Raw genomic sequence first — 9,729 nt, 5'->3', positions numbered from 1 at the left:
GGTTACATACCGAACCCGGAAGCTAAGCCTCACAGCGCCGATGGTACTGCAGGGGGGACCCTGTGGGAGAGTAGGACGCCGCCGAACAAATATTGAATAAGGGTCGGTTCCCGAGCTTCGGTTCGGGGACCGACCCTTTTTTGCTATGCGTAACTTTGAGTTCACGTTCCACGCGGAGCATCCGCAGCATGGGTACCGCTGCAATGCTCAAGGCTGCCGGTGTCGGAGCCGGTGACGAGGTCATCGTTCCGGCCTATGGAAACGTGGAAGTGGCCGAGGCCGTATCGCTGGCCGGTGCGCTTCCGGTCTTCGCGGACATCGACCCACTGACCTACTGTCTGGACGCGTCCGCCGTGGAAGCGGCGACAACTCCGCGCTCCACGGCCGTCGTTGTCGTGCACCGCTTCGGACGGCGCGCCGACGTCGCCCGTCTGCGCGGTCTCGGGCAGCGGCACGGCCTCCTGGTGCTGGAGCAGGCGGAGTCCGAGGCGCCGTACGACGAGATCGCCCAGCGGCGGGAACGCGCCGCGTTCCTCGACGGCAGGCTGAGGGGCGTACGGACGCCGGACGGCGGCGACGGGCACACCTACCAGCAATATGTGGTGCGGGTCCCCGGGAACGGCCGACCGGATCGTGACGCCTTCGCACGAGCCGTACGGGCCAGGGGAGTCGCATGCCGGGTGCCGGTGAAGACCCCCGTGCACCGGCTGCCCGAGTACCGGCGGTGTGTGTCCCTGCCGCAGACCGAGCGGGCCGCCGACGAAACGCTGGCGTTGCCCGTCGACGCGTCCCTGACGAAGCGCGACATGCAGCGGATCGTGGGTGCGTGCAATGCGCTGGGCGGGCTTCTCCAGCCGGCCTTCTGAACTCGCCTCCGAACGGGTTTGGGAGTGCGGCTCTGTTCGGGGTATGCTCTATTCCGTTGCAGCGAGGGAAACCTCGAAGTGACCGGCCCCTATAGCTCAGTCGGTAGAGCGTCTCCATGGTAAGGAGAAGGTCAACGGTTCGATTCCGTTTGGGGGCTCCAGCAAAAAGGCCTCGCCCATATGGGCGAGGCCTTTTTCATGTCCCTGTCCGTTTCTACTCGTTGTGGAGTCCGGGGACCCGCATCGCCAGGATCGCCATGTCGTCGGACGGAGCGTCGGACGCGAACCGCTCCACCGCGCGCATGATCCGGGCGGCGACCGCGCCCGCCGTGAGGCCGGTGCATGTGGCGAGAACATCGGCGAGGCCGTCGTCGCCCAGCATGCGCGTGCCCTCACGGCGCTCCGTGACGCCGTCCGTGACGCACAGCAGGACGTCGCCCGGGTCGAGGGTCACCGTCTGCTCGTACAGCTCGAGGTCCTCGATCACACCGAGCAGCGGCTGCGGCTCGGCCGCGGCCTCCACCGAGCCGTCCTGGCGCAGCCGCAGCGGCAGCGGATGACCGGCGCACACCACCTTCAGCTCCGCACCGCCGTCCGGCTGCGGGCGCATCTCGCCGTAGAGGAGCGTCAGGAAGCGGCTGCGGGCGCCCTCGTCGAGGATCGCGGAGTTCAGGCGTTCCAGGACCGCCGGGCCGCTCAGACCCTCCCGGGCCAGCAGACGCAGCGCGTGCCGGGCGAGGCCGGTGACCGCCGCCGCGTTCGGGCCCGTACCGCAGACGTCGCCGATCGCGAAGCCGTACGCCCCCTCGCCGATCGGGAAGACGTCGTAGAAGTCGCCGCCGACCTCGTTGCCCTCGCCGGCCGCGCAGTAGATGACCTCGACCTCGATGCCCTCGATGTGCGGGGTGCCGGGCGGGAGAAGGCTGCGCTGGAGGGCCTGGCTGATGGCCGTGCGCTCCGAGTACAGGCGGGCGTTGTCCAGGGCCAGGGCGGCCCGGCGGGACAGGTCCTCGGCCAGTTCCAGGATCTCCTGGCGGAAGTGTTCGTCGGTCGGTTTGCCGAGCGTCAACATGCCGATGACCCGGTTGCGGGCGACGAGCGGCAGGACGACCGTCTCGCCGCCGACCGCGGCGGCCGTGGCGAGCGTCGGGCCGATGCCGGAGGCGACCTGGTGGGTGGCGCCGCCGCTGAGGCCCAGGCTGCGCATGGAACTGCGCAGGGCCGCCTGGTGGGCGACCTCGGCGGGAGCCGTCCAGACGCGGGCGCCGGGCGTGAGCACGGGGTCGGGCGGGGCGATCTTCGAGAGCAACGACTTGATGCCGTCGATGAGTTCCTCGTCCTCGTGCAGGACATACGACAGGAACGGCTCCGAGGCCGGGTCGGCGATCGTGTACACGGCGCACCAGGTGGCGAGCGTCGGTACCGTCATCTGGGCCATCAGGGCCAGGGTCTGGTCCCGGTCCAGCGTGCCCGCGAGGAGGTCTGAGGCCTCCACCAGGAAACTGAGCGAACCGCGGCGCAGCCGCTCCAGCTCACCCAGGCGGGCCGACTCGACGGCCAGGGCGATGCGGTCGGCGGCGAACTGGAGGCGCAGGGCCTCCTCGTTGGAGTATCTGCCGGGCGCCTCGGCGGCGACGCCGAGGGAGCCGGTGAGGCGGCCCTCGACCTTCAGCGGGACCGTGACGACCGAGCGCATGCCGGTGCCGTTCAGCAGCGGCACGGCGCCGGGTACGGCCGTCAGGTCCTCGTGGACGGCCGGCATGCGGGCCGAACCGTAGCGTCCCGGGCCCGCCTCGACCGGGACGCGGGCGAAGCGCTGGCGTGCGGAGGGCAGCCCGGTGGAGGCCCGGACCTCCAGTTCCGTCTCGTCGTCGGTCGCGAGGAGCAGGAACGCGGAGTCGGCGTCGAGCATGTCGCGGGCGCGTTCCACGGTGCGCTGGAGGAGCCCGTCGAGGTCGTCCGGGGCCGGGGAGCCGATGAACACCTCGAACGGGTCGGCGCTCTGGCCGTCGGTGACGGCGGGGGAGTCGGCGGCGGGGACGCGGGACGGTGTCTGGAGGACGGCGCGTTCGTGGTCCCGTACCAGCAGGCAGACCGTGGAGGGCTCGCCGGCCGTGTCACGGACCCGGAGGTGGGAGGCGTACACCGGGATCACCCGGCCGTCGGCGCCCCGGATGCCGTAGCTGCCCTCCCAGCGTGAGAGCTGGAGCGCCTCGGCGATGCCGGTGCCGGTGCCCGGAGTGTGCGGCCATGCCGCGAGGTCGGTCAGGGGTTTGCCGATGACCTGGCCGGAGGGGTGGCCGAACACCTCCTCCGCGTCCTCGTTCCAGGAGGTGACGGAGCCCTTGCGGTCGATCTGGACGACCGCGACGCGGACCCGGCCGTCGGCGAGCGGGAGGAGCTCGGCGGGCAGCGACGGGCCGGCGGCCCGGGTGCCGACCGAACGCTCCGGGAGGTCGAGCTGGAACCAGACGTTCTTGTGCGTGGGTGTGTACTCGACGCCCCAGCGGCCGGCCAGGGCCGCGCAGAGCTGGAGACCGCGGCCGCCCTCGCGGTCGGGGCTGCCCATGTTGACGGCCGAGGTCTGGAGCGGGACCTCCCGCTCCGGGTAGCGGTCGGCCACCTCGATCCGGACGCCGTCCGTGCTGCGCAGGCACAGGACGTCGGCGTGGGTGCCCGCGTGGACCACCGCGTTGGTCACCAGTTCGCTGGTGAGGACCACGGCGTCGTCGACGATGTCGGCGAAGCCCCACCCCTGGAGGGTGTCGCGGACGAAGGAGCGGGCGGTCGCGACGGACCGTCCGACGGGCTCGAAGTTGGCGCCCGCGCGCGCGGTGATCACAGAACTCCTCGACCGGTCGTCGATGTGCACGTCTTCGTGGCCGGCCCGCTCGTGCCGCTGGTGCGGCAGCCGCGCGCCTGACGGCTCCGGGGACTGTCCCCCGGGGATCACTCCGGTGGTCATGGTCTGCGGCCGCCCCTCCGATGCCCGCTCGTTCTGGTCCACCGCCCAGGCCGGACGGACCGGTGCGGCTGGACAGCCGTATGCAAGGTTACTTACCTTCGCCGTCCGAGCGGATGCCGGTCGCGAGTGTTTACGCCCCGAAGGGTGTGCGGACGATGTGCGAAGGTGCCGAACTGTTATGGCCGGGTTCAACAGGGGTGAAACACTGGGCAGTGTTCTGGTGCGGCTCGGGTCGGACCGAATGCGCTCGGCGTACGGGGGGCATCAGCCCCTGGTGTGGCCGGATCGCATCCGGCACGTCCACCGGATCACACATGCGGCAGTAATACGCGGCGGTAACCGGTACGCAGTGGTGAGCCGGTTCACCCTGCGGCAGTACCTGAGCAGCAGCATCCGAGCACAGCGGTAACGGTCGACCCCTGCGGGAGGGACACAGTGGAGTCTGGCGCAGCGACGCGTGGCACCAAGGCGCGCGCGAAGGGCGGACAGTCCCTGGGCAAGCAGCGAGGCGGGACCACGACGGTCGACACGGCTGCCCTGGACCGGCTGCTGACGGCTCTCGTGGCGATGCGCGACGGGAACTTCCGCAAGCGGCTGACCGTCTCCGGCGACGGCGTGATGGCGGAGATCGCGGCGGTCTACAACGAGGTCGCCGACCGCAACCTGCATCTGACGGGTGAGCTGTCCCGGGTGCGGCGCATGGTGGGGCGTGAGGGAAAGCTCACAGAACGTCTGGACACGGGGGCCTGCGAGGGTTCGTGGGCGGCCGCCATCGACGCCTCGAACGCGCTGGTCGACGATCTTGTACGGCCGGTCTCCGAGGTGGGCCGGGTGCTGACCGCGGTGGCCGAGGGTGATCTTTCGCCGCGCATGGAGCTGCGGACGCAGACGCCGGAGGGGGGCGGGCATCCGCTGCGCGGCGAGTTCCTCCGGGTGGGGCGGACCGTCAACAACCTGGTCGACCAGTTGTCGACGTTCACGGACGAGGTCACGCGGGTGGCCAGTGAGGTCGGTACCGAGGGCAAGCTGGGCGGCCAGGCCCGGGTGCGCGGTATGTCCGGTTCGTGGAAGGACCTGACGGAGTCGGTCAACACGATGGCGAACCGGCTGACCGCTCAGGTGCGGGACATCGCCCTGGTGACCACGGCGGTCGCCCGGGGTGACCTTTCGCGCAAGGTCACCGTCCATGTGGCCGGCGAGATGCTGGAGCTGAAGAACACCGTCAACACGATGGTGGAGCAGCTGTCCTCCTTCTCGTCCGAGGTGACCCGGGTGGCCCGTGAGGTGGGCACCGAGGGCATCCTGGGCGGCCAGGCGCAGGTGCCCGGGGTCGCCGGGGTGTGGAAGGAACTGACCGACTCCGTCAACACCATGGCGGGCAACCTCACCGCCCAGGTGCGTGGGATCTCCCAGGTGACCACGGCGGTCGCGAGCGGTGACCTGTCCCGGAAGGTGACGGTCCCGGCCCGTGGCGAGGTCGCGCAGCTCGCCGAGACGATCAACCAGATGACCGAGACGCTGCGGATCTTCGCGGACGAGGTCACGCGCGTGGCCAACGAGGTCGGTGCGGAGGGCCGGCTCGGCGGCCAGGCCAACGTGCCGGGCGCGGCCGGTACCTGGAAGGACCTGACCGACTCCGTCAACACGGTGTTCCGGAACCTGACGACGCAGGTGCGGGACATCGCCGCGGTGACGACGGCGGTGGCCAACGGTGACCTGTCGCAGAAGGTCACGGTGGACGTGGCCGGCGAGATGCTCGAGCTGAAGAACACCGTCAACGGGATGGTGGACCAGCTGTCGTCCTTCGGTGCCGAGGTCACGCGGGTGGCGCGGGAGGTCGGTGTCGAGGGTGAGCTGGGCGGCCAGGCGCAGGTGCCGGGGGCGGCCGGTACCTGGAAGGACCTGACCGACTCCGTCAACACCGCGTTCCGCAACCTCACCGGGCAGGTGCGCAACATCGCGCAGGTGACGACGGCGGTGGCCAACGGCGATCTGTCGCAGAAGGTCACGGTCGACGTGTCGGGCGAGATGCTTCAGCTGAAGAACACCGTCAACACGATGGTGGACCAGCTGTCGAGCTTCGCCGACCAGGTGACACGGATGGCCAGGGACGTGGGCACGGAGGGCCGGCTCGGCGGTCAGGCCCGGGTGGACGGCGTCTCGGGCACCTGGAAGGAGCTGACGGACTCCGTCAACTTCATGGCGGGCAACCTCACCTCGCAGGTGCGGCAGATCGCGCAGGTGACGACCGCGGTGGCGCGGGGTGACCTGTCGCAGAAGATCGACGTCGACGCGCGCGGCGAGATCCTCGAGCTGAAGAACACGATCAACACGATGGTCGACCAGCTGTCCGCCTTCGCCGACCAGGTCACCAAGGTGGCGCGCGAGGTGGGTACGGACGGCCGGCTCGGCGGTCAGGCACAGGTGCCGGGTGTGGCCGGCGTGTGGCGCGATCTGACCGACTCCGTGAACGGCATGGCGGGCAACCTCACCGCCCAGGTGCGCAACATCGCCCAGGTGGCCACGGCGGTGGCCCGCGGTGACCTGTCCCAGAAGATCACCGTGGACGCGCGCGGGGAGATCCTGGAGCTGAAGAACACCCTGAACACGATGGTCGACCAGCTGTCGTCGTTCGCCCAGGAGGTCACGCGGGTGGCCCGCGAGGTGGGCACCGAGGGCATGCTCGGCGGGCAGGCCGAGGTGCAGGGGGTCGCGGGCACGTGGAAGGACCTCACGCAGTCCGTGAACTTCATGGCGAACAACCTGACCATCCAGGTCCGCAACATCGCCGAGGTCACGACCGCCGTCGCCAAGGGCGACCTGTCCAAGAAGATCACTGTTGACGCGAAGGGCGAGATCCTCGAGCTCGTCACGACGGTCAACACCATGGTCGACCAACTGTCGTCCTTCGCCGAGCAGGTGACCCGGGTGGCCCGTGAGGTGGGCACGGAGGGCATCCTGGGCGGGCAGGCGCACGTGCCGGGTGTCACGGGCATCTGGAAGGACCTCAGCAACAACGTGAACCTCATGGCCAACAACCTGACCATGCAGGTGCGGAACATCTCCCAGGTCTCGGCGGCGGTCGCCAACGGTGACCTGACGCGGCAGGTCACCATCGAGGCGAGCGGTGAGGTGGCCCAGCTCGCCGACACGATCAACACGATGGTCAAGACGCTGAGTTCGTTCGCCGACCAGGTCACCAAGGTGGCCCGTGAGGTGGGCACGGACGGCATCCTGGGCGGGCAGGCGCATGTGCCGGGCGTGGCGGGCACCTGGAAGGACCTCACCGAGTCGGTGAACGGGATGGCGTCGAACCTGACCGGTCAGGTGCGCAACATCGCGATGGTGACGACGGCCATCGCCAAGGGCGACCTGACGAAGAAGATCGACATTGACGCCCGCGGCGAGATCCTTGAGCTCAAGACGACGATCAACACCATGGTCGATCAGCTGTCGTCCTTCGCGGAGGAGGTCACCCGGGTCGCCCGTGAGGTGGGTACCGAGGGGCAGCTCGGCGGTCAGGCGCGGGTGCGGGACGTGGACGGCACCTGGCGGGACCTCACCGAGTCCGTGAACGAGATGGCCGGAAACCTGACCCGCCAGGTGCGCGCCATCGCGCGCGCGGCCACCGCGGTGACCCGCGGCGATCTCAACCTGAAGCTCGACGTGGACGCCGCCGGCGAGATCCAGGAGCTCCAGGACTACATCAACAAGATGATCGCCAACCTGCGTGACACCACGATCGCCAACGAGGAGCAGGACTGGCTCAAGGGGAACCTCGCCCGTATCTCCGCGCTCATGCAGGGCCGCCGCGACCTGGAGGACGTGGCGTCGCTGATCATGAGCGAGCTGACGCCGGTGGTGTCCGCGCAGCACGGCGCGTTCTTCCTCACGATGCCCCTGGTCGACGGCAAGGACATGGGCGCCGATTCGGAGGACGCGTACGAGCTGCGGATGCTCGGCTCGTACGGCTACTCGATGGGCTCCATGCCGACGTCGTTCCGGCCGGGCGAGGGGCTGATCGGGACGGCCGCCAAGGAGAAGCGCACGATCCTGGTGGAGAACGCGCCCAGCGGATACCTGAAGATCTCCTCCGGGCTGGGTGAGGCACCGCCCGCGCAGGTGATCGTGCTGCCGGTGCTGTTCGAGGGCAACGTGCTCGGCGTCATCGAGCTGGCGTCCTTCGCGCCGTTCACGCACATCCAGAAGGACTTCCTCAACCAGATCGCCGAGATGATCGCGACGAGCGTCAACACCATCTCCGTCAACACCAAGACGGAGCAGTTGCTGAAGCAGTCGCAGGAGCTGGCCGAGCAGCTCAGGGAGCGGTCGGCCGAGCTGGAGAACCGGCAGAAGGCCCTCCAGGCGTCCAACACGGAGCTGGAGGAGAAGGCCGAGCTGCTGGCCCAGCAGAACCGCGACATCGAGGTGAAGAACACCGAGATCGAGGAGGCGCGGCAAGTCCTGGAGGAGCGCGCCGAGCAGCTCGCCATGTCGATGCGCTACAAGAGCGAGTTCCTCGCCAACATGTCGCACGAACTGCGTACGCCGCTCAACTCCCTGCTGATTCTGGCCAAGCTGCTCGCCGACAACGCGGAGGGGAACCTCTCCCCGAAGCAGGTCGAGTTCGCCGAGACCATTCACGGGGCGGGCTCCGACCTGCTCCAGCTGATCAACGACATCCTCGACCTGTCCAAGGTTGAGGCGGGCAAGATGGACGTGTCCCCGACGCGCATCGCGCTCGTACAGCTGGTCGACTACGTGGAGGCAACCTTCCGTCCGCTGACCGCGGAGAAGGGCCTGGACCTGTCGGTGCGGGTGTCGCCGGAGCTGCCCGCCACGCTGCACACCGACGAACTGCGCCTGCTCCAGGTGCTGCGCAACCTGCTGTCCAACGCGGTGAAGTTCACCGATTCCGGGTCGGTGGAGCTGGTGATCCGGCCGGCCGGCGCGGGCGTGCCGGTGGCGATCCGGGAGCAGTTGCTGGAAGCCGGTTCGCTCAGTGACCCGGACGCCGAGCTGATCGCGTTCTCGGTGACGGACACCGGCATCGGCATCGCCGCGAGCAAGATGCGGGTGATCTTCGAGGCGTTCAAGCAGGCGGACGGCACGACCAGCCGCAAATACGGCGGTACCGGCCTCGGACTGTCCATCTCGCGGGAGATCGCGCAGCTGCTCGGCGGTGAGATCCACGCGCAGAGCGAGCCGGGCCGTGGCTCGACGTTCACGCTTTACCTGCCGCTGCGGCCCAGCGAGCTTCCGCCGCAGGGCTACCAGCAGTCGGTGCCCGAGCTGGAGGCGGGCGACGCGGACGCCCCGGAGGCGTCGCCCGCCGAGTTCTCCGGGTCGGGCATCGAGACGCCGGCCGAGGTGAAGTCGTACCAGGAGACTCAGAATGGCGCCGCCGCTCTCTTCCGGCGCCGCCGCCGGAGCTCTCTGACCGCCGACGAGCGGACGGAGTCCTGGCCGATCGGCGAGCAGGAGACGGCGCCCCAGTCGAGCGCCGTGGTGCGGTTCGGCGGCGAGAAGGTGCTGATCGTCGACGACGACATCCGCAACGTGTTCGCGCTCACCAGCGTGCTGGAACAGCACGGTCTGTCCGTGCTGTACGCCGAGAACGGCCGTGAGGGCATCGAGGTGCTGGAGCAGCACGACGACGTGGCGGTCGTGCTGATGGACATCATGATGCCCGAGATGGACGGATACGCGACGACGACGGCGATCCGGCGGATGCCACAGTTCTCCGGGCTGCCCATCCTCGCGCTGACCGCGAAGGCCATGAAGGCGGACCGGGAGAAGGCGATCGAGTCGGGTGCTTCGGACTATGTGACCAAACCGGTCGATCCCGACCATCTGCTGTCGGTCATGGAGCAGTGGATGCGCCCGGAGTGACGGGAG

General features: G+C 69.2%; 3 protein-coding genes, 1 tRNA gene and 1 rRNA gene. 4 read left to right on the top strand and 1 reads right to left on the bottom strand.

From position 1 onward, the window contains the following. The 3 genes from rrf to ACIPK3_RS26705 all read left to right on the top strand — a co-directional run. A 5S ribosomal RNA gene (rrf, locus tag ACIPK3_RS26715) occupies window positions 1-87 on the top strand; the annotation flags it as partial. A 116-nt stretch (window positions 88-203) separates the two neighbouring features. After that, window positions 204-866 carry a DegT/DnrJ/EryC1/StrS family aminotransferase gene (locus ACIPK3_RS26710; RefSeq protein WP_402573608.1) on the top strand — a complete coding sequence of 221 codons (663 nt, stop codon included), beginning with the start codon at window positions 204-206 and terminating at the stop codon, window positions 864-866. A gap of 85 nt (window positions 867-951) precedes the next feature. Beyond that, a tRNA-Thr gene (locus tag ACIPK3_RS26705) sits at window positions 952-1,027 on the top strand. Window positions 1,028-1,080: 53 nt separating this feature from the next. Here the strand turns inward: ACIPK3_RS26705 and ACIPK3_RS26700 are convergent. Next, the gene (locus tag ACIPK3_RS26700; protein WP_402573589.1) at window positions 1,081-3,831 is read right to left on the bottom strand and encodes a SpoIIE family protein phosphatase; all 2,751 of its coding nucleotides are present in this window, start codon (window positions 3,829-3,831) and stop codon (window positions 1,081-1,083) included. Between the two features lie 435 nt (window positions 3,832-4,266). Between ACIPK3_RS26700 and ACIPK3_RS26695 the strand changes: the two genes are divergently transcribed. Next, the gene (locus tag ACIPK3_RS26695; RefSeq protein ID WP_402573587.1) at window positions 4,267-9,723 is read left to right on the top strand and encodes a HAMP domain-containing protein; all 5,457 of its coding nucleotides are present in this window, start codon (window positions 4,267-4,269) and stop codon (window positions 9,721-9,723) included. Window positions 9,724-9,729: the final 6 nt, after the last annotated feature.

The organism is Streptomyces sp. NPDC086787, assembly GCF_044745865.1.
Classification (GTDB): domain Bacteria; phylum Actinomycetota; class Actinomycetes; order Streptomycetales; family Streptomycetaceae; genus Streptomyces.
Note: the sequence above shows the minus strand (reverse complement) of the source record. Positions and strands in the feature narration are given on the sequence as shown.

Coding starts and splice junctions, on each gene's coding strand:
- ACIPK3_RS26710 (WP_402573608.1), top strand. CDS start 204: ATGCTCAAGGCTGCCGGTGTCGGAGCCGGTGACGAGGTCATCGTTCCG.
- ACIPK3_RS26700 (WP_402573589.1), bottom strand. CDS start 3,831: ATGACCACCGGAGTGATCCCCGGGGGACAGTCCCCGGAGCCGTCAGGC.